Annotated in this window: 21 protein-coding genes; 13 read left to right on the top strand and 8 right to left on the bottom strand. The window is 65.6% G+C overall.

The features are described 5' to 3' along the window. Nucleotides 1–93: 93 nt before the first annotated feature. The 10 genes from mtnA to HNR05_RS12715 all read left to right on the top strand — a co-directional run bounded on the left by mtnA (nt 94) and on the right by HNR05_RS12715 (nt 8139). Nucleotides 94–1119, top strand: a complete 1026-nt coding sequence (gene mtnA / locus HNR05_RS12755) for an S-methyl-5-thioribose-1-phosphate isomerase (protein ID WP_179579489.1) — start codon at nt 94–96, stop codon at nt 1117–1119. A 24-nt stretch (nt 1120–1143) separates the two neighbouring features. Continuing rightward, complete coding sequence (locus tag HNR05_RS12750) at nt 1144–2193, top strand: BMP family ABC transporter substrate-binding protein (RefSeq protein ID WP_179579488.1); 1050 nt, start codon at nt 1144–1146, stop codon at nt 2191–2193. A gap of 111 nt (nt 2194–2304) precedes the next feature. Then, nucleotides 2305–3828, top strand: a complete 1524-nt coding sequence (locus HNR05_RS12745) for an ABC transporter ATP-binding protein (RefSeq protein WP_343062588.1) — start codon at nt 2305–2307, stop codon at nt 3826–3828. Next, a complete protein-coding gene (locus HNR05_RS12740; protein ID WP_179579486.1) occupies nt 3825–4991 on the top strand; it encodes an ABC transporter permease in 1167 nt (388 codons plus the stop codon). Before HNR05_RS12745 ends, HNR05_RS12740 begins: the two co-directional genes overlap by 4 nt. Further along, a complete protein-coding gene (locus tag HNR05_RS12735; RefSeq protein ID WP_179579484.1) occupies nt 4991–5908 on the top strand; it encodes an ABC transporter permease in 918 nt (305 codons plus the stop codon). The genes HNR05_RS12740 and HNR05_RS12735 overlap by 1 nt, the downstream gene beginning before the upstream one ends. Next, nucleotides 5905–6405, top strand: coding sequence for a cupin domain-containing protein (locus HNR05_RS12730; RefSeq protein WP_179579482.1), 501 nt, complete (start codon nt 5905–5907; stop codon nt 6403–6405). The genes HNR05_RS12735 and HNR05_RS12730 overlap by 4 nt, the downstream gene beginning before the upstream one ends. Nucleotides 6406–6819: 414 nt before the next feature. Next, the gene (locus HNR05_RS12725; RefSeq protein WP_179579480.1) at nt 6820–7053 is read left to right on the top strand and encodes a hypothetical protein; all 234 of its coding nucleotides are present in this window, start codon (nt 6820–6822) and stop codon (nt 7051–7053) included. A 158-nt stretch (nt 7054–7211) separates the two neighbouring features. Continuing rightward, entirely contained in the window at nt 7212–7391 is a 180-nt protein-coding gene (locus HNR05_RS17390; protein ID WP_218868890.1) for a hypothetical protein, read from the top strand. 345 nt (nt 7392–7736) lie between these two features. Beyond that, nucleotides 7737–7952 carry a hypothetical protein gene (locus tag HNR05_RS12720; RefSeq protein WP_179579478.1) on the top strand — a complete coding sequence of 72 codons (216 nt, stop codon included), beginning with the start codon at nt 7737–7739 and terminating at the stop codon, nt 7950–7952. Between the two features lie 7 nt (nt 7953–7959). After that, complete coding sequence (locus HNR05_RS12715) at nt 7960–8139, top strand: hypothetical protein (protein ID WP_179579476.1); 180 nt, start codon at nt 7960–7962, stop codon at nt 8137–8139. A gap of 239 nt (nt 8140–8378) precedes the next feature. Here the strand turns inward: HNR05_RS12715 and HNR05_RS12710 are convergent, their stop codons facing one another. The 3 genes from HNR05_RS12710 to HNR05_RS12700 form a co-directional block, all read right to left on the bottom strand. After that, complete coding sequence (locus HNR05_RS12710) at nt 8379–10349, bottom strand: bifunctional aldolase/short-chain dehydrogenase (RefSeq protein WP_179579474.1); 1971 nt, start codon at nt 10347–10349, stop codon at nt 8379–8381. A gap of 71 nt (nt 10350–10420) precedes the next feature. Next, complete coding sequence (locus HNR05_RS12705; protein WP_179579472.1) at nt 10421–11170, bottom strand: nucleoside phosphorylase; 750 nt, start codon at nt 11168–11170, stop codon at nt 10421–10423. Nucleotides 11171–11242: 72 nt separating this feature from the next. After that, complete coding sequence (locus HNR05_RS12700; protein WP_179579470.1) at nt 11243–12025, bottom strand: SDR family NAD(P)-dependent oxidoreductase; 783 nt, start codon at nt 12023–12025, stop codon at nt 11243–11245. A 66-nt stretch (nt 12026–12091) separates the two neighbouring features. Between HNR05_RS12700 and HNR05_RS12695 the strand changes: the two genes are divergently transcribed. The 3 genes from HNR05_RS12695 (at nt 12092) to HNR05_RS12685 (ending at nt 14766) form a co-directional block, all read left to right on the top strand. Further along, entirely contained in the window at nt 12092–12937 is an 846-nt protein-coding gene (locus tag HNR05_RS12695) for a GntR family transcriptional regulator (protein WP_179579468.1), read from the top strand. Nucleotides 12938–13028: 91 nt separating this feature from the next. After that, a complete protein-coding gene (locus tag HNR05_RS12690) occupies nt 13029–14012 on the top strand; it encodes a nucleoside hydrolase (protein WP_179579466.1) in 984 nt (327 codons plus the stop codon). Between the two features lie 97 nt (nt 14013–14109). Next, the gene (locus HNR05_RS12685) at nt 14110–14766 is read left to right on the top strand and encodes a histidine phosphatase family protein (RefSeq protein ID WP_179579465.1); all 657 of its coding nucleotides are present in this window, start codon (nt 14110–14112) and stop codon (nt 14764–14766) included. Nucleotides 14767–14893: 127 nt separating this feature from the next. Here the strand turns inward: HNR05_RS12685 and HNR05_RS12680 are convergent, their stop codons facing one another. The 5 genes from HNR05_RS12680 to HNR05_RS12660 form a co-directional block, all read right to left on the bottom strand. Further along, the gene (locus tag HNR05_RS12680) at nt 14894–15040 is read right to left on the bottom strand and encodes a hypothetical protein (protein ID WP_179577142.1); all 147 of its coding nucleotides are present in this window, start codon (nt 15038–15040) and stop codon (nt 14894–14896) included. A gap of 98 nt (nt 15041–15138) precedes the next feature. Then, nucleotides 15139–16179: an ABC transporter ATP-binding protein gene (locus HNR05_RS12675; RefSeq protein WP_179580956.1), complete on the bottom strand. Its 1041-nt coding sequence runs from the start codon at nt 16177–16179 to the stop codon at nt 15139–15141. Further along, nucleotides 16173–17006 (bottom strand): ABC transporter permease, encoded by an 834-nt coding sequence (locus tag HNR05_RS12670; RefSeq protein WP_179579463.1) that lies wholly within the window; start codon nt 17004–17006, stop codon nt 16173–16175. Before HNR05_RS12670 ends, HNR05_RS12675 begins: the two co-directional genes overlap by 7 nt. Next, nucleotides 17003–17944 (bottom strand): ABC transporter permease, encoded by a 942-nt coding sequence (locus HNR05_RS12665; protein WP_179579461.1) that lies wholly within the window; start codon nt 17942–17944, stop codon nt 17003–17005. The genes HNR05_RS12670 and HNR05_RS12665 overlap by 4 nt, the downstream gene beginning before the upstream one ends. 9 nt (nt 17945–17953) lie before the next feature. After that, entirely contained in the window at nt 17954–19087 is a 1134-nt protein-coding gene (locus tag HNR05_RS12660; RefSeq protein WP_179579460.1) for an ABC transporter substrate-binding protein, read from the bottom strand. Between the last annotated feature and the right edge of the window lie 131 nt (nt 19088–19218).

The following is a 19218-nucleotide window of genomic DNA, read 5'->3' as shown; positions in this document are numbered from 1 at the left end:
GATCTGGCAGGTTGCTTTGGTTTGTTGACGGGCTCGAGGGCAAATACTAGGCTGGCCCCAGTTGTATGACATCTGTCAACCGAAAGGAAACACATGGTTCGCACCATCGACTGGATTGATGGAGCTATTGAGCTCATCGACCAGACCCGACTGCCCGGCGCACTCGAGAAGCGACGGATCACCACGCTGGACGATTTGATCGTCGACATCCAGCGTCTGGCCGTGCGCGGCGCGCCGGCCCTCGGTGTAGCCGGTGCCCTCGGTGTGGCAATGATTGCCCAGCAGGCGTCGAGCCTCGACGAGGTGCATGCGAACGCTGCGCTGCTGCGCGAAGCGCGTCCGACCGCCGTCAACCTGTCCTGGGGCGTCGACCGTGTGATGAAGCGCATTGACGAGGGGCCGGCGGCCGTTCTGACCGAGGCGCTCGCCATTCGCGATGAAGACGTCGCCGCATCCATCTCGATGGGCCTCTACGGGGCCGACCTGGTGCGCTCGCTCGTCACGCGCGAGAAGGCCCGCATCATGACCATTTGCAACACCGGTGGCCTGGCCGCGGTCGAGCGCGGAACGGCGCTCGGCGTCATCCAGACGATCTTCGAACAGGGCTGGCTTGAAGAAGCATTCCCGGTCGAAACTCGCCCGCTGCTGCAGGGCGCTCGTCTGACGGCCTGGGAGCTCACCCAGATGGGTGCACCGTTCCGTCTCCTCGTCGATTCGGCCGGCCCATTCTTGCTCTCGCGCGGAATCGCGGATGCCGTTTTCATCGGCGCCGATCGCATTGCCGCCAACGGCGACACGGCCAACAAGGTGGGCTCGTTCTCGCTCGCGCTCGCCGCACAGCGTGCCGGCGTGCCGTTCATTGTTGTCGCTCCGGAGTCCACGGTCGACGTCAACACCGAGACCGGTGAGGACATCGAGATCGAAGACCGCGGTTCAGAGGAAGTGACCAACTTCGCCGGTCTGCGCACCGCTCCCGAGGGCACGCGCACCGTCAATCCGGCGTTCGACGTGACGCCGCACGATCTGATCACGGCAATTGTGACCGATCGTCGCATCGTTCGGCCGGCTCTTGGCCAGACCATGCGTAATGTCGACCTCGGTCCAACGCGTACTGTTTAACCAAACGAAGGGGCAACAACATCCATGAAGACGCATAAATTCGTAGGGATCTCCGCAGCCATCGCGGCAGGAGCACTCCTGCTGACCGGTTGTTCCGCAGGCGGAGCTGCCACGGGTGACAACGTAAGCAACGGAAAGACGGAGAAGTCTTTCATCTACGTCACCTTCGAGCCGATCGGCATCAACAAGTTCCTCGAGTCCGGCAAGGTCGGCATCGAGGAAGCAGCCAAGAAGTTCGGCGGCACCTCCAAGGTCTTCGAAGGCCAGAACAACGCCGAGACCGCACGGGCGAACCTTGAGGCTGCCGTGGGTGAAGCCCCCGACGTCATCACGATGATGGGCTTCAACTACGAAGACCTGTCGAAGGAATTCGCCGAAGCCAACGCCGACCAGGAATTCCTGCTCATCGACGCCTGCCCGGCAGACGCACCGGCGAACCTGCACTGTGCCGTTTTCCGTGAGTACGAGCCGTCCTACCTGCTCGGCATCGAGGCCGGCGCGCTGACCAAGACCAACAAGATTGGTTCGGTCGCCTCGGTCGACATCCCCTTCCTGCACCGTTACACCGACTCCTTCGCGCTCGGCGCGAAGAGCGTCAACCCGGCAATCGAAGACTCGCAGCTGTTCATCGGTGGAACGAACCCGTTCGCCGACCCGGCCAAGGGCAAGGAGCAGGCGCTCGCCATGGCCGCCACCGGCCGTGACCAGATCTTCGCTGTGGGAGCAGGCTCGAACGGCGGAATCTTTGAAGCCGCTGACGCACAGAGCTTCACCAGCTACGGCGTCGACGTGAACCAGTGCCCCGACGCTCCCGGCGTCGTCGGCGACGGCTCGCTCAAGTACGCGAACGTTGTGCTTGTCTCCGAGATCGGCAAGATCCTCGACGGAACGGCCGAAGGCGTGAGCTCGTACGGACTGGCCGAGGGTGGAATGGACATCGTCAGCCTGTCGAAGGATGCCGAAACCAGCCAGTGCACCGTCATGGAGCACCCGGACGTCGTCGCTCAGCTCGCTGCTGCCAAGCAGAAGATCATCGATGGCGAGATCACCATTCCCGACCCCCTGCAGGGCTAGGGTCCACTCGTCGCCTAAAGCGGCAGTTGCTCTCGGATCGGCACGCACTGCGTGCCGATCCGAGAGCTTTGACTTCGTTGCACGGCAACGGGAATTTCTTGAGGAGTAGTCGTGACGCTCGAAATTGACATGCAGGGCATTACCAAGCGGTTCCCCGGTGTGCTCGCCGACGACAACGTCTCTTTTTCGGTTGAAACCGGTGAGATCCATGCCCTGATGGGCGAGAACGGTGCCGGCAAGTCGATTCTGATGTCGATTCTGGCTGGGCTGTACCAGCCTGATGAAGGCGAAATCTACGTGCGTGGCGACAAGGTGAACTTCGCCTCTCCGCAAGATGCCATCCAGGCCGGTATTGGCATGGTTTTCCAATCATTCAAACTTTTTCCCTCGCTGACCATCGCCGAGAACGTGATCTTCGGGCAGGAGCCCACCCGTTCTGGTTTGATCGATCAGCGTGAGGCCAAGGCGCAGGTCGCCGCGATCTCCGAGCGCTACGGTTTGGCCGTCGATCCGTCCGCACGCGTGGACTCGGTTCCGGTCGGCGTGCTGCAGCGGGTCGAAATCATCAAGGCTCTGTACCGCGATGCGAAGGTGCTCATCCTCGATGAGCCGACCGCGGTGCTCACTCCGCAAGAGACCGACCGGCTTTTCGACGTGCTGCGCGCCCTCAAAGCCGATGGCCGCACGATCATTTTCATCACGCACAAGATGCGCGAAGTCATGGAGCTCTCCGACCGGGTCACTGTTCTGCGCGATGGCCGTGTCGTCGCCCGTCTGGTGACGGCCGAGAGCTCTGCCGCAGAGATCACTCGGCATATGGTCGGGCGTGATGTCGACCTGTCGACCGCCCCGGCCGCGAACCCGCCTGGAGAGGCGATTTTGACGGTGCGCGGCGTGACAGTACCCGGAAACGGCAACCGTCTCGCCGTCGACAACGTCGACCTCACGGTGCACAAGGGCGAAATCGTCGGCATCGCCGGTGTCGCCGGTAACGGGCAATCCGAACTTGCTGAGGCCATCGTGGGGATGCGCCGCACCACGGGCGGTACCGTCACGGTCGGAAGCGACGACGTCTCGAGCGGCGGGGTGCGAGCGCGCCGCGATGCCGGCATCTCATACATTCCCGAGGACCGCCATGGCGTCGGAACGGCACCCACAGCGGATGCCGCGCTCAATCTCTCGATGGGGCACCACCGCACAGCTCCACTGCTCAAACACGGGCTGTTGAGTCGGTCGCGCATGGTCGAGCAGGCCCAACGTTTGATCAAACGCTTCGGCATCAAGATCGCCTCGCCGAGCACGGCAGTCGGAACGCTCTCCGGTGGAAACCTGCAGAAGATCGTGGTGGCGCGTGAACTCGACTACGAGTCGCCCGTTCTGATCTCCGAGCAGCCCACGCGCGGCGTGGACGTCGGCGCGATCGAATCAATTCACCGTGAGATCACCGAGTACCGGGATCGTGGGGGAGCGGTTCTGCTGATTTCTGCCGAACTCTCCGAAATTCTGAGCCTGTCAGGAAGGATCCTTGTGATGTTCGAAGGGCGAATCGTCGCGGAGCTCGACGCTGCCACCGCGACCGAATCCGAACTCGGCCTGCTCATGGCCGGTGGCCGGGCTGCGGAGGACGCAGTATGAACGAGTCGTTCGCGCAGCGCTCGCTGGACTGGCTGAGAGGCCCGATCCCGACGTCGATCATTCTTGCTTTCGCGATCGGCGGGGTGTTCATCCTGATGGCTGGCGCCGACCCCATCGCGGGATTCCAGTCGATGTTCGACGGTTCGCTCGGAACCGGCATCGGCTTCGCAAACACGATGCAGCGGGCCATCCCCCTGATCGGAATGGCGATCGCGATCGCGGTGGCCTTCCGCGCCGGCGTGATCAACCTGGGCGCCGAAGGTCAGATGGTGCTGGGCGGTCTGTTCGGCGGAATTGTCGCGCTGAACATGCCGGGCCCGCCGGTTCTCGTCATCCTTGTCGCCTGCCTCGTCGGTGTCGTTGTCGGCGCATTCTGGGGCGTCCTTGCGGCGGCGATGCAGATGTGGCCGGGCGTTCCCCTACTGATCACGACGCTTCTGCTCAACTACCCGGCGCGCTACTTCGCCTCCTGGCTTGTGCGGTTCCCGCTGAAAGACCCCGAGACGTCCCAGGTGGCCTCGCACCCGTTCGATCCGGCCGTGCAGATCCCGCTGTTTGCGCCCCCGAAATCTGATCTTGGCCAGCTCCTCTTGCACACGCTGGGCAAAGACAACGTCATCACGGTGCTCGCGCGTACGGTCAACCTGAGTCTGATTGTCGTCGCCGTCATCGTCGTCATCGTGATCTTCATGAACACTCGCACCAAGTTCGGTTTTGAGTCGGGCGCCAATGGGCTCAACCCGGACTTCGCCCGCTACTCCGGAGTGCGCACCGGCTGGATGACAACGCGCACCATGATGCTGAGCGGGGGTATCTCGGGTCTGATCGGCGTGATGCTCGTGATCGGTGCGCCCTCCACACGCATCGTCGACGGGGCTCTGATCGGCACGAACTACGCCTGGACTGGGCTCCTCGTCGCACTGCTGGCCTCCTTCAGCCCGATCGGTGTCGTCGTGGCGGGGCTGTTCTTCGCCGCGATCATCGCCGGTGGCACCGCAGTGGGCCGCGACCTGGCGCTGTCGCCCCAGATCTCCGGTGTCATCCAGGGCATCGTGATCGTGCTGATCGCCTTCCGCGTCGCCCTCCCGCGCCGGAAGAAACGAACGCTCGTCGAACCAGTCGCCGATCAAGAACAACTCGAGGAAGAAGTGGGAAGAGTCTGATGGACTGGTCAAGCCTCATTGACGCCGCACTGATCGAGTCCGTCGTTCGCGCCATGATTCCGATCCTGCTCGCTGCCCTCGCCGGACTGATCTGCGAGCGCGCCGGAATCTTCAACATCGCCCTCGAGGGCCTGATGCTGGTCGGCGCCTTCGGTGCCGTTGCCGGTTCGTTCTTCGCCGGCAACGCCCTGGTCGGCGTGATCGTCGCCATCCTGGTTTCGATGGCGTTCTCGATGATCTTGTCGTTCGGCACCATCACTCGCAAAGCCGACCCGATCGTGTTGGGTGTGGCGATGAACATCCTGGCGGTGGGTGTCACGAGCTTCCTGATGGTGGCGTTCTTCCACGTGCAGGGCGTGTTCCAGAGCCCCGACATCAAGGGCCTGCCCACCTACCCCATCCCGTTCCTGTCTGAGATTCCGTGGATCGGCCCCGCGGTGTTCAACCTCACCCTGCTTGGCTACCTCGCGCTTATCCTGGTGCCCGTCATCAGCGTTGTGCTGTTCCGTTCGCCGCTCGGGATGCGCCTGCGTGGCGTGGGGGAGCGACCGCTGGCCGCGAAGACCCTCGGCATCAGCCCCACGCGGTACCAGTACGGTGCCGTTCTTGTGGCGGGTGCCCTCACCGGTCTGGCCGGCGCCCAGCTGGCCCTTGGCAACGTGGTGCAGTTCGCCGAGAACATGTCGGCCGGTCGTGGCTGGATCGCAGTCGTCGCCGTGATGCTCGCCCGGGCCAACCCGTGGGCCACGCTCGGAGCGTGTGTGCTGTTCGGCTTTGCCGAAGCGATTGGTTTCCGCCTGCAGGGCAACGGCTTCCCGGCCCAGATCACCGATGCGGCGCCGTACGTCGTGACGCTGATCGCGCTTCTGTTTGCCAGCCGGTCCTTCCGCAAGAGAGGCCAGGCTCTCGCCTCATGACGCACGAGAATATGGCGGGCACCGCGCACACCACTGTGCCGGTGCTCCCGCCGGATGCCGCGCTGATCGCCACGACGCTCGGCCTCAAGCCGCTGCCGCACGAGGGCGGGCTTTACAAGGAGTCCTACAAGGACGCATTCTCGTCGGCGATCTATTACATGCTCGTCGCACCGGACTTTTCGGCCCTGCACAAACTTGATTCGGTCGAGGTGTACCACTGGTACGCCGGAGATCCCGTTCAACTCTTTCTGCTGCACGCCGATGGCACAGTCGAGGAGCCCGTGCTCGGCCCGGATGTGGCGGCCGGCCAGGTTCCGCAGTTCCCGGTGCCCGGCGGCGTCTGGCAGGGATCATCGAGTGCCGGAGTGTGGAGCTTCGTCGGCACCACGATGTCGCCGGGCTACACCCAGGAGGAGTTCGTGCTGGCCGACCGTGACGAGTTCGTCGCGGCTTACCCGCACGCCGCCGAGCGCATCACCGCCCTCACCCGGGTCTAGTCGCTGCGCGGTGTGCCGCTCGCGGCCACTGTGACGCGTAGGGCGAGCCACACCGGCCAACCCGCGCTGATCGTGCAACCCGCGCTGATCGGCCAACCCTCGCTGATCGTGCAACCCGCGCTGATCGAGCGTGTCGAGATCTCGTGCGTCGGTCTTTGAACGTTGGGCGCGTTCTGGGCGTTGTCCGGCGGGGGTCTCGACAGGCTCGACCAACGGTGCGGGCTCGACCGCCGGTGCGGGGCGTACAACCCCGCTGATCGAGCGTGTCGAGATCTCGTGCGTCGGTCTTTGAACGTTGGGTGCGTTCTGGGGGTTGGCTGGCGGGGGTCTCGACGGGCTCGACCGACGGTGCGGGGCGTATAACCCCGCTGATCGAGCGTGTCGAGATCTCGTGCGTCGGTCTTTGAACGTTGGGTGCGTTCTGGGCGTTGGTTGGCGGGGGTCTCGACGGGCTCGACCAACGGTGCGGGCTCGACCGACGGTGCGGGCTCGACGGACGGTGTGGGCTCGACCAACGGTGCGGGCTCGACCGCCGGTGCGGGCTCGACCGCCGGTGCGGGCTCGACCGCCGGTGCGGGCTCGACCGACGGGGTGGGGCGTATAACCCCGCTGATCGAGCGTGTCGAGATCTCGTGCGTCGGTTTTTGAACGTTGGGTGCGTTCTGGGGGTTGGCTGGCGGGGGTCTCGACAGGCTCGACCGCCGGTGCAGGCTCGACCAACGGTGCGGGCTCGACCGCCGGGGTGGGGCGTATAACCCCGCTGATCGAGCGTGTCGAGATCTCGTGCGTCGGTCTTTGAACGTTGGGTGCGTTCTGGGGGTTGGTTGGCGGGGGTCTCGACAGGCTCGACCAACGGGGTGGGCTCGACCAACGGTGCGGGCTCGACCGCCGGTGCGCGCTCGACCGACGGTGCAGGCTCGACCGACGGGGTGGGGCGTATAACCCCGCTGATCGAGCGTGTCGAGATCTCGTGCGTCGGTCTTTGAACGTTGGGTGCGTTCTGGGGGTTGGTTGGCGGGGGTCTCGACGGGCTCGACCAACGGTGCGGGCTCGACCGCCGGTGCGGGGCGTACAACCCCGCTGATCGAGCGTGTCGAGATCTCGTGCGTCGGTCTTTGAACGTTGGGTACGTTCTGGGGGTTGGCTGGCGGGGGTCTCGACGGGCTCGACCGACGGTGCAGGCTCGACCGACGGTGTGGGCTCGACGGACGGTGTGGGCTCGACGGACGGTGTGGGCTCGACCGCCGGTGCGGGCTCGACCGACGGGGTGGGGCGTATAACCCCGCTGATCGAGCGTGTCGAGATCTCGTGCGTCGGTCTTTGAACGTTGGGTGCGTTCTGGGGGTTGGCTGGCGGGGGTCTCGACAGGCTCGACCGACGGTGCAGGCTCGACCAACGGTGCGGGCTCGACCAACGGTGCGGGCTCGACCAACGGTGCGGGCTCGACCGACGGGGTGGGCTCGACCGCCGGTGCGGGCTCGACCGACGGTGCGGGGCGTACAACCCCGCTGATCGAGCGTGTCGAGATCTCGTGCGTCGGTCTTTGAACGTTGGGTGCGTTCTGGGGGTTGGCTGGCGGGGGTCTCGACAGGCTCGACCGACGGTGCGGGCTCGACCGACGGGGTGGGCTCGACCGACGGTGTGGGCTCGACCGACGGTGTGGGCTCGACCGCCGGTGCGGGGCGTATAACCCCGCTGATCGAGCGTGTCGAGATCTCGTGCGTCGGTCTTTGAACGTTGGGTGCGTTCTGGGGGTTGTCCGGCGGGGGTCTCGACGGGCTCGACCAACGGGGTGGGCTCGACCGCCGGTGCGGGCTCGACCAACGGGGTGGGCTCGACCAACGGGGTGGGCTCGACCAACGGTGCGGGCTCGACCAACGGGGTGGACTCGACCGCCGGTGAGGGCTCGACCGCCGGTGCGCTGGGTCTCGACGGGCCCGACCAGCGGAAGGGACGAGTTCGCGCGCGGCGCGCTAGATCACGCGCTCGTTACCACCGTCCACCGGCAGGTTGGCGCCGGTCGTCGCCCGGAAGTTGTCCGAGCACAGTTCGGCGACAGCACGTCCCACGTCGAGACTCGTGATCTCGAGGCTGAGCAGGTTGCGGCGCTTGTACTCGTCCTCGGTCACACCGTACTTGCGGGCGCGCTCGGCGAGCAGCTCGGGGGTCCAGAGGCCCGTGTCGAAGACAGCATCCGGATGCACGAGGTTCACACGGATGCCGTCCGGCGCCCACTCGAGGGCGGCAACGCGTGCGACCTGGGCCGCGGCCGCCTTGCTCGCCGAGTAGGACGACGCACCGGGGCCGGGGGCCGCGATGTTCTTCGTGGCGATCAGCACCACACGGCCGCCCTTCGGGGCCAGCTTGAGGTACGGGTGCACGAGGCTGAACAGGCGTGCGACCGCCGTGGTGTTCACGCTGAGGCTCCGCAGCCAGCCCGCGTCATCCATGTCGGCGAGCAGGGCACTCTTCGTGAAGATGCCGGCCGCGGGAACGACGATGTCGATGCCGCCGAACCGGCGCACGCCCTGCTCGATGGCGCTGCGCAGCTGCTCCAGATCGGCGACATCCGCCTGAACCCCGAGCCAACCCGGTGCGCTGAAGGTGTCGGTGACACCCTCGCTGAGGTCGAGGCCGATGACGGCAGCGCCCTGATCGAGCAGCACCTGCGCACAGGCGCGGCCGATTCCGGACGCCGCACCGGTGACGAGGGCGATCTCGCCCTGGAAGCGCTTGGTCGATGCGCCGCGGCGCAGCTTGGCCTGCTCCAACTCCCAGTACTCGACGTCGAAGATGTCACCGGATGGCAGCGCCTGGTAGCCGCTCTGGCGCTCGGCTGCGTCGACGATGTCCATGGTGTGCAGGTAGATGTCTTCCGCGATCGATGTCTCGGCGGCGGAACCGCCGACGGTGACGAGGCCCCACTCGGGGTCGAGCACCACGCGAGGAACCGCGTCGAGCTGGGTGAGGGCGGCGTCGCGTCGCGGTGAGCACTCCACGAAGTAGGAGGTGTACGCGCTGGCGTAACCGGCCAGGTCACGTCCGATCAACGGCAGACGTTTGGTGCGGATGACGTGGTCGGGTGTCGCCGGACCGTGCGTGGCGCGCACGGAGACGGTGGGCGACGCGGCGAACTCGCGTGCCCGGGCCGATCCGCTTTCACGCACGATCAGCGGTCGGCCGGCAATACGGCTGGCGTCGGCCCGGAAACGTGCGCGCTCGAGGGGGTCGCCGGCGGCATCCGTGTACTGCGTCGCGGCGTCGGGCGCCTCGTGGGCGACGAACCCGGCGCGCTCCTCGGCCATCTGAATGAATTCGATGTGACGCGAGTACGCCTCTTCGCCGGTCTCACCGAGCGTGAAGAGGCCGTGGTTCATCAAAACCATGCCCTCGGTCTCGGGGGTCGAGAGCTTCGGCCAGAGTTCGGCGACGAGGCGCGCCAGGTCGAAACCGGGCATGACGTAGGGGATGACGATTAGGCGGTCGCCATAGATCTGCTCGATCGACTCACGGCCGTCGGGCTGGTTCATTACGGCGACCAGGGCGTCGGCGTGCGAGTGCAGCACGACGCGGGCCGGCAGCATGGCGTGCAGCAGGGATTCGACCGACGGATCGGGCGCGCTCGAGTCGAGGCTGGACTGGCGCAACTCGTTCATCATCTGAGTGTCGGTGAGTTTCTCGACGGCGAGCAGCTGGGCCAGACGGGCCCGCCGCAGCGGCGCGAAGCCGGCGCGCTCGATCGAGACGAGATCCCATCCGCTGCCCTTGACATAGAGCACGTCGACGGTCTCGCCCGTGACGTCGGTTGCCTGGGACTTGATCGACGTGTTTCCACCGCCGTGCAGTACAAGGCCGGGATCGGAGCCGAGCAGGCGTGAGACGTGAACGATCTCGTCGAGCGCATCGGTCGTGGGAGCGGTCGTACTGTTCCAGCGGTTCTGCATGTTATTCCTCATACTGATCGGGCGAGGCCAGGGGAATTCCCCTGGCCTCAGTCGGATGCGCCGGGGCGCTGTTAGGAGATGAGAGCTTCGAGGCCCGCGAGAATCGCAGCGTTCACCGCGGTGTCGACGACGTCGCGGAATGGCTGGTATTCGGCCATCGACTCGTCCTCGTTGGCTAGGGGGTTGCCGTCAATCGCGACGACGGCGCCGGCCTGGACGCCGTTGATGGCCGCAACGGTCAGAAGAGTCGCGACCTCCATTTCGACGGCGACGACGCCGACGGTCTGCCACATGCGCTGATCGTTCTCGAGCACGGGGGAGGGGTAGAAGTTGTCGGCGGTGAGCACGATGCCGGTGTGCACGTCGACGCCGGACTTCGCGGCTGCAGCGCGCAGTGCGACGGTGACATCCAGGTCGGCGACGGCGGGAAAGCCGAGCGGAACCATGCGCTGCGAGAGCCCATCGGCACGCACTGCGCCGGTTGCCACGACGATGGAGCCGTCGAGCACGTCAGGCTGCAGACCGCCGGCGGTGCCCACTCGAACGATCCGCGTGACGCCCGCGCGGCAGAGCTCTTCGAACGCGACTCCGGCGCCGGCCGAGCCGACTCCGTGCGAGCACACATTCACGGGCGTGCCGCGGTAAGTACCGGTGTAAGTCACGTATTCGCGGTTCGCACCGATGCGACGCGGGTTCTCCAACAGCGCAGCGATGCGCTCGACGCGGGCCGGGTCACCGGCCACCAACGTCAGGGGCGCCAGATCGGACACCTTCACCTGCAGAATCGGCAGGGTTTCCTCGGGGCTGAGGCGAACGGGCATAGTACGGGTCCTTCCGGAGTGGGTAAACGCGTGCGCGGGATGCGAACGGTGGTTCAGGCGAGAGGGAAACTGCTACCAGGCTGGCACGGCTGACATGCCTCCGTCGACAACGAGATCCTGGCCACTGATCCAGGCCGCGAGGGGTGAAGCCAGAAACACGCAGGCGTTGCCGATGTCTTCGGGGGTTCCGGTGCGGCGAAGTGGGGCGGTGCGCACCCACGAGCCGTAGCCTTCGGGCCACTGATCGGCGAGGCCGCCGCCGTCGATCAAGCCGGGTGAGACGGAGTTGACGCGAATGCCCGAGGGGCCGAATTCGAGCGCTGCGGCGCGCGCGTGCATCTTGATGGCAGCCTTCGACACCGAGTAGTGCGCGTGGTTCGGCGCGGGCAGGCTGGCCTCGACCGACGCGATATGAGTGATCGAGCCCGAGCCCTGCACACTCATGACCTCGGCGGCGGCCTGGCTCATCGCGAACGTGCCCGACAGGTTAACGGTGACAACGGCTTCCCACTCCGCCACCGTCATGCCCGCCAGCGGCTGCACGGGTTGAATGCCGGCGTTGTTGACCAGTGCGTCGAGGTGGCCAAAGGCGGCGACGGCCTTCTGCACCACCGCACGACACTGATCCAGGTCACGGATGTCGGCACGCGCGCTGAGCGCGTAGCCTCCAGCGGCGACGATTTCGTCCACCACCCGGGCGGCGGCCTTTGCGCCGGAGAAGTGGTGGATGACGACCGAGGCGCCGGCGGCGGCGAAACGCCGAGCGATTCCACCACCGATGCTGCCGCTGCCGCCCGTCACGATAACTGTTGTTCCGGAGAGGTCAGGGAGTTGGGCATCCGTTGCGTGAACCATGGCAGGATCCTCCTCGAGTTATATGACAACCTACATCTGACAAGCGGCCAGAGTCAATTGTGTTCTATGCTTCCTTCAGAACCTGCCGTGCCTGTCGGCGATCCACAAGAAGGGGTGAATGTGGTCATTCAGAGCGAAATCGGCCGGACCCCGGCACCGGCATCCGCTGACGGCGCGACGCCGAACTCGACCGGACGACTCCTGCGCACCACGAACCTGCGGGTTCAGCTGGCCGAGGGTCTGCGCGAGCGGCTGCGCAACGGCGAATGGGCCGAGGGCTCCCAACTTCCCACCGAAGCGGCGTTGACGGCCGAGTACGGCGTCTCCCGCAGCACGGTCCGCGCGGCGCTGCAGCAGCTGGAAGCCCAAGGGTTGACGATCACCCGGCATGGCACGGGCACCTTCGTCTCGCCGTACGGCCACGCCATCACCGCCGGGTTGCAGGAACTGCAATCAATGAGCGACACCATCCGCTCACACGGCATGGAACCCACGATGCGCTACCACGCGGTGCGTTTTCGTGGGGCGGATGCCGCTGAAGCGGCGGCGCTCGGCATCCCGGAAGGCACGCGCGTGCTCGCCACCGAGCGCACCGTCATTGCCGACGACATCATCGTGGCCTACTCCTATGAGGTCATTCCGGGGGCGTTGCTTCCGACCGACCTGACGACGGACGCAGTCCCCGACTCACTGTTTGGTCTCCTCGAGCAGGCCGGTGCCATTCCGCACACCGCGGTCACCGAGCTGCACGCCGCGTGCGGGCCCGAGATCGGGTGGGGCGAACGGGACCCCGAGATGGTCTACGTCTACCTGCATCAGATTCACCACGACTCCAGTGCGCGGCCGATCATGCTCTCGCGTACCTATTTTCATGAGGGACGCTTTCAGTTCTCGATCCTGCGCGTACGCTGACGCGGCCTGCGCTGCCCTCGTGCTCGCTCAAGCTGCCCTCGTGCTCGCTCAAGCGCCTGCTGGAGCGCTCACTGAACCCGGAAGTAATCCCATGAACCTCGACGCGCCCGACGCCATCCGACACATCATCGTCGACACCGACACCGGAATCGATGATGCACTGGCCCTGCTCTACCTGGCGGGTCACCCCCACGCCGAGATCTCGGCCATCACGAGTGTGTTCGGCAACACCTCCGTCGACTCGGCGTTGACGAACATCGCCCGCGTGCTCAGCGTTGCCGAGCTCGAGGATACGCTCGTCGCGCGAGGAGCCGCCGGACCCATCGTGGGAACGTCGCGGCTCGCCTCGCACGTGCATGGCGAAGACGGGTTGGGAGATCTCTGGTCCACGCCCCTCCGCCCGAAGAATATGTCGCCGCTCAGCTCGGCAGAGTTGATTGTGCAGATGGCCCGCGCGCGACCGGGCTATTACGACCTGTTGCCACTCGGCCCGTTCAGCAACGTGGCGCTCGCGCTTGAGATCGAACCCGATCTGCTGACGCTGTTCCGCTCGGTCGTTGTCATGGGGGGATCCGGAGCGTACCCGGCGCCCGGCACCATGCTCATGGTCGATGCCAATGTGCACAGTGATGGGGTGGCGGCCGAGCGGATGTTCGCTGCGCCGCGCCGCGCACTGGTGATGGTCGGCGTCGATGTGACGGCTCGAGCCATCGTCGATGAGCAGGGGGTCTTGGCGTTGCGCCGGTCCGGAACGCCCTGGGGAACGTTCTCGGCCGATGTGCTCGACGCTTACATGGACTTCACTCAGTACACCTGGGGGCGTCGTATCTCTGCCGCACACGATGGACTCGCCGCTGCCCTACTGATGCACCCCGAGTGGATCACCCGTTCGGCGGACGGGCCGGTCAACGTGACCCGCGACGGCTTCGCGACGCGTGCGTTCCTGATGCGTACCTCGGACGGTATGCCCGTCTGTTGGCCGGCCCGGCCGGCACCAGACACGCACGTGGTGCTCGACGTCGACTACTCAGCGTTTCTGGCCGACTTCCTGCGCATCCTCTCGCGTACTCCGTAACCGCCGCCCACGTTCGGTCGGCGGAGGGAGCGCCTGTGGGTTGGGTTTGCTCAGGTCGTCATGCCACGGTGGAGTCAGCAAAGAGAAGGAGTGCGACATGCGGTTGTTGTTGATCAGGCACGGGCAGACCCCGGCCAACGTGCGGGGCGAGCTCGACACTCTGGTTCCCGGGCCGGGGCTGACCACGCTTGGGCTGGAGCAGGCCGCGGCGATTCCGGCGGCGCTCGCTGCCGAGAATATCGGTGCGCTCTATGCCTCGGTGCAGACGCGCGCCCAACTCACGGCAGCGCCGCTCGCGGCCGCCACCGGTCTGAGCGTTCAGGTGCGTGACGGCCTACGCGAGATCAGTGCCGGTGACCTCGAGCTGCACACCGATCGGGCGTCGATCACGATCTATCACGAGGTGTCTTTCGCCTGGGCCGCCGGCGACATCGAACGACGGATGCCGGGCGGCGAGAGCGGCGCCGAGGTGTTCGCCCGCTTCGATGCCGTCATCGCCGAGGCCGCGGGGAGCGGCCACGGCACCGTTGCCTGCGTCGCTCACGGCCAGGTGATTCGGGCCTGGACGGCCAGCCGCTCACGCAATGTCGACGCGGCGACGGCATCCGCTCATGTCATGCACAACACGGGTGTGATGACGCTGGACGGATCGCCCGAGACGGGCTGGACGGTGCTCTCCTGGAGTGGCACGGCGATCGGCGGCAGGTCGGTCGACGAGGGTGCGGCGACCGGACCCGGCGGTCTCTCCGGCTAGGCACCGCGAGTCGCCGACGCTGAACGTCGTCGTTTGTACCGAGAGTCGCCGGTGCGGCGTGGTCGGTCGCCAGAGGCGGCGGTTCTCGTTGAAGCTGCGCCACCCCCAGCTGCGTCCGTAGCGCAGCTCAGCCCTGCACGGGCACCGGCGTTTCGCCCGCAGTCGGACCCCGGCGTCGACGCAGAATCAGACGCTCGCCGAGGCTCCAACTCACTGTCACGAGCAGGTAGAGCCCGGCCGCCAGCGGAACGGAGGCGGCGATCACGGCAGTCATGAACGGCAGATAGCCGAGCATGCGCGCCAGGCCGGCCAGATCAGCACGCCAGGCGCGGATCCGGATACCGGCGCGCCTGGCGTGCTGCGTCGAGCGAACTACGCGGGGCCGACCGAGACCGGCGTGCCGTTCAGCGTCAGATACACCGTCGCCCCGGGAGCCGGGTTCTCACGCGCGCCGTGCTGCACGCTGATCAACGTATCGTCGGCCAACCGCACGTGGGTGCGCCGCAACGAACCGAGAAAGCTTGACGAAATGACGGTAGCCGGGATGCCTGAGCTGGCCAGGTCGATGTCTTCAGGCCGCAACCAAACGCGCACCGGGCCCTCGGCCGTGGCGGGGTGAAGCAACGGAAGGCGCTGCCCGAGCAGCGACACCCCACCGGCCGACACGACCCCGGGAAGGCGGTTGCTCAGCCCGACGAACTCGGCCACGAACGGCGTAGCCGGGCTGCGATAGAGCTCTTCCGGGGTTCCGATCTGCTCGATGTTCCCGGCCTGCATGACAGCGACGCGGTCGGCTACGGCCAGCGCCTCCTCCTGGTCGTGGGTCACGAACAGTGTGGTGATGCCGAGCTCAGTCTGGATGCGCCGAATCTCGTCCCGCAGCTGCACGCGCACCTTCGCGTCGAGCGCCGAGAGCGGCTCGTCGAGAAGCAGCACACGCGGCTCGGTAACGAGCGCGCGGGCGAGGGCCACGCGCTGCTGCTGGCCACCGCTCAGCTCATGTGCATACCGGCCCAGGTGGCTGTCGAGCCCGACCATGGTCAGGGCGTCACCCGCCCGTTTGAGGCGTTCAGCCGCGCCCACCTTGCGCATCCGCAGCCCGAATTCCACGTTCTGAATGGCCGTCAGGTGCGGAAAGAGTGAGTAGGACTGAAAGACCATGCCCATGTCGCGCTTGTTCGTCGGTTGATCGGTGACGTCTTCGCCGTTGATCGCGATGGTGCCCGAATCGATGCTCTCGAGCCCGGCAACCGCCCGCAACGCAGTGGTCTTTCCACAGCCGCTCGGGCCGAGGAGGGCCACGAACTCACCCGGTTGCACCGAGAGGCTGAGGTCGTTGAGGGCGGAAACGCCGGCGTAGGTCTTGGTGATATTCGTCAGATCGACGGCCACTCCCGAGGCGGAACTCACGATTTCTTACCGTTCTTTCTGTAGCTGGACTTGCGCGTTGCTCCGATTCGGCCGATGACGAGAAGAAGCACAAACGCGAAGAGGAGTGCGAGCAGCGCGATGGCCACCGCCACGTACGGGTCTGTCTGTGAGAGCAGCAGAATCGCTGTCTGCAGGTTTGTTCGGCTGAGGAGCGAGGCAATCGTGAACTCGCCGAGCACAACGGCCACCGAGATGAATGAGGCCGCCAGGATGCCGCGGCGGAGGTTCGGAACCAGCACCCGCCAGAACACAGAGCCCCAACTGGCGCCGAGCGAACGGGCGGCCTCACTCAGCGTGTTCACATCGACCGCGCCAATGTTCGACTGGATGGTGCGATAGGCGAAGGGCAGCACGGTGATGCCGTAGGCGAAGGCCAGAGTCCAGATCGAACTGCCGAAGACTGAGGCGATAACGGAGTAGACCGGGGCCAGGCCGACCACCAGCACGATCGCCGGCACGGTGATCGGGATGATGCAGATGAACTCCAGTACTCGTCGAAGCGCGGGGAACTTCAACTGAACCAGGATCATCGTGGGCAGCAGCACGAACAACACGATTGCCACCGTCACAACGGCAAGCATCAACGAGTTGCCGAGGCCGACGTAGAGGATTTGGTATTGCGACGCGTTCGCCGGGTTGAAAAGCGCGATCCAGTGGTCAAAGGTATAGCCACCCTGGAGGCCCCGGCGCAGGGTGAACTCGATCATGGCCACAATCGGGATGGCGAAGACTGCTCCGACGATGCCGAGGATCAGACGCCGCGTCAGGGCGCTCGGGGCGGCCCCGATGCGGTTACCGGGCGCGCTCATTTTTGCCACCTCGTCGTACGGGCCTGCAGGAAGGAATAAGCCGTCATCACGACGATCATCACAATGATCATGCCCAAAGCGAGTGCACCGGCCATGTTCGCACGGCCGAGAATCGTCTCACTCACCAGGGCGGCCCGAATCTGCAGGGGCACAATCTGCGAACCCTGGCTGATCAGTGCTGCAGCCGTCGCATAGGCAGAGAAGGCGTTGGCGAAGAGCAGCAGCAGGCTGCCGAAGAATGCGGGCGCCAGTACGGGCGCGGCGATGCGCGTCCAGTAGGTGAAACGACTCCCTCCGAGTGTGGCGTTGGCCTCGGCCCACTGTGGTTTCAGCCCCTCGAGTGCGGGCAGGAAAACGATCACCATCAGCGGCACCTGAAAGTAGATGTAGGGCAGGATGAGGCCGGGAACCGTGTAGAGCCAGACACCGTTGGCATAAATGTTGAGGTTGAAGGCGGTCTGCAGCCAGAGCGTGATGAGGCCCTGAGTTCCGATCGCGGCGATGAATGCGAAGGCGAGCATGATGCCGCCGAACTGCGCGAGAACACTCGAGACCGACTCGATGAACTGGCGCAGCCGCCCCTCGGGCCGGGTGCCGATCAGCGCGTAACAGACGATGGCTCCGATGACCGCGCCGACGGTGGCGGTCAAGGCCGAAAGCCAAAATGAGGAGACGAATGTCTTCAGGATGACCGGATCAAACAGGGCAGCAATATTGCTGAGCGTGAATGCGCCGTTGTTGTCGAAGAATCCCGTTGAGACCGCGATGATCGTCGGCAGCGCCAGAAAGGCCAGAACGTAGAACGCGAACGGGGTGAGGCCGAGAAAGGCCCAGCCACGCTTTGTGCGGCGGAGAGGCGCAGGGCCGACGGGAGAGTGACGCCGAGGAGGGACCTCGGCGTCACCACTCACATTGGCTGGCGCAGAAGCGACAGTCATAGCTTGATGCTACTGGCCGATGGCCGCAGCCCAGTTCTTCGACAGCAGCGTGTTGGCGGCATCCGTCTGTTCCACCGTGGGAGTGACGCGGTCCTTCGGCAGCTCACCGACCGAATCGAGCACCGTCTTGTCAACAGTTCCGCTCTCAACCATGGCATCGATCGTCACCGGGTAGGCGCCGGCCGCGAGGAACAGGTTCTGAGCCTCGGGGCTGAAGACGAACTCCTGCCACAGGCGGGCCGCAGCGGGGTGCGGTGCGTCCACGTTGATGGCCTGGTTGTAGAAGCTGATGTAGGCCGTGCCCGGAAGGGTGGTCACCTTCCAGCCCGGGACAACCGCCGACTGAGCGAGGTTGTTGTAGCTCCAGTCGAAGACAACGCCGGTCTCACCCGAGGCGATGGTCGCCGGGGTGGGGTCGACCGTGAGGAAGTTGCCCGCCGCGTTCAGCTTGCTGAAGAAATCAATGCCGGGCTGGAAGTCGTCGAGGGTTCCGCCGTTTTGCACGGTGGCGAGCCCGATCGCAGCGAAGGCCGCACCGGCCTGGGTGGGGTCACCGTTGATGGCGACAGCTCCCTTGTAGTCGGGCTTCAGCAGGTCGTCGAGGCTGGTCGGCTTTGGGTACTTTGCCGAGTTGTAGCCGATCGACATGCTGCCGGTGTAGTCGTTGACCCACAGGCCGGTCGACTCCTTGTTGCCGTCAGGGATGTCGGCCCAGTTCGCGACCTTGTACGGCGCGAACTGAGCGGTGCTGGCCAGCGCTACAGCCGTGCCGAGGTCGAAGACGTCGGGGGCGGTGTCTTGACCCTTGTTGTCTTTGGCGGCCTTGATCTCGTCGGCACTCGACCCATTGGGGTTGGCGGAGTTCACGGTGAGGCCATACTTCGTCTTGAACGCGGCGATGATCTTGCCGTAGTTCGCCCAGTCGTCAGGCAGGGCGATGACGTTGAGTGTGCCTTCGGCCTTGGCTGCGGCCACCAACTGGTCGAGGCCGCCGAAGTCCGCGGCGCTTGTCGCGGTTTTCGCGTCGACAGCCGATCCGCTTGACGAGGGCGTGCTGGTTCCCCCCGACGAACATCCGGTCAGAGTGAGGGCCGCAATTGCAGCGAATGCCACGACGGCGGTCGCCGTACGAGTCTTGAACATATGTTCCTCCGTGGGCCAGTTTCAGGCCGCCCGAGCTGTAAGCGGGCAGTTGGATGCCGGGTCGCTGGCCTCCCGCTCGTCATGCTAGCGCAGCACCGAGGTGGAATGGAGGTTACGATTCGGTTAACGAT

Origin of the sequence: Leifsonia psychrotolerans (assembly GCF_013410665.1) — a bacterium.
In the GTDB taxonomy this organism is placed as follows: domain Bacteria; phylum Actinomycetota; class Actinomycetes; order Actinomycetales; family Microbacteriaceae; genus Cryobacterium; species Cryobacterium psychrotolerans_A.
This window is presented reverse-complemented; position numbering and strand designations above follow the sequence as displayed.